We start from the raw sequence: 259 nt of genomic DNA on the forward strand, positions 1-259 counted from the left end.
GGCGGCGACCACGGTGGGTTTCATGACTGGGGTGAAGTCGTAACAAGGTAGCAGTACCGGAAGGTGCGGCTGGATCACCTCCTTTCTAGAGAAAAGTCGTCCGCATGAAACGCGATGCTCACACTTATCTGTTCGAGATCAATGAACAGTATGTTCTTTAACAATTTGGTGAAACAAAGCGTTTCAATCAAGAAGAAGTCTTGGATTTCATGAGAGTCTGAGATGGATTGATTGGAAACGGGTTGTGATTGCATTCAAA

1 rRNA gene is annotated in these 259 nt (G+C 45.6%); it reads left to right on the plus strand.

The window, feature by feature from the left end:
- A 16S ribosomal RNA gene (locus H5985_RS09320) occupies positions 1-85 on the plus strand; the annotation flags it as partial.
- Positions 86-259 lie beyond the last annotated feature (174 nt).

Origin of the sequence: Parasutterella secunda, from assembly GCF_016901835.1 — a bacterium.
Lineage (GTDB): Bacteria > Pseudomonadota > Gammaproteobacteria > Burkholderiales > Burkholderiaceae_F > Aphodousia > Aphodousia faecavium.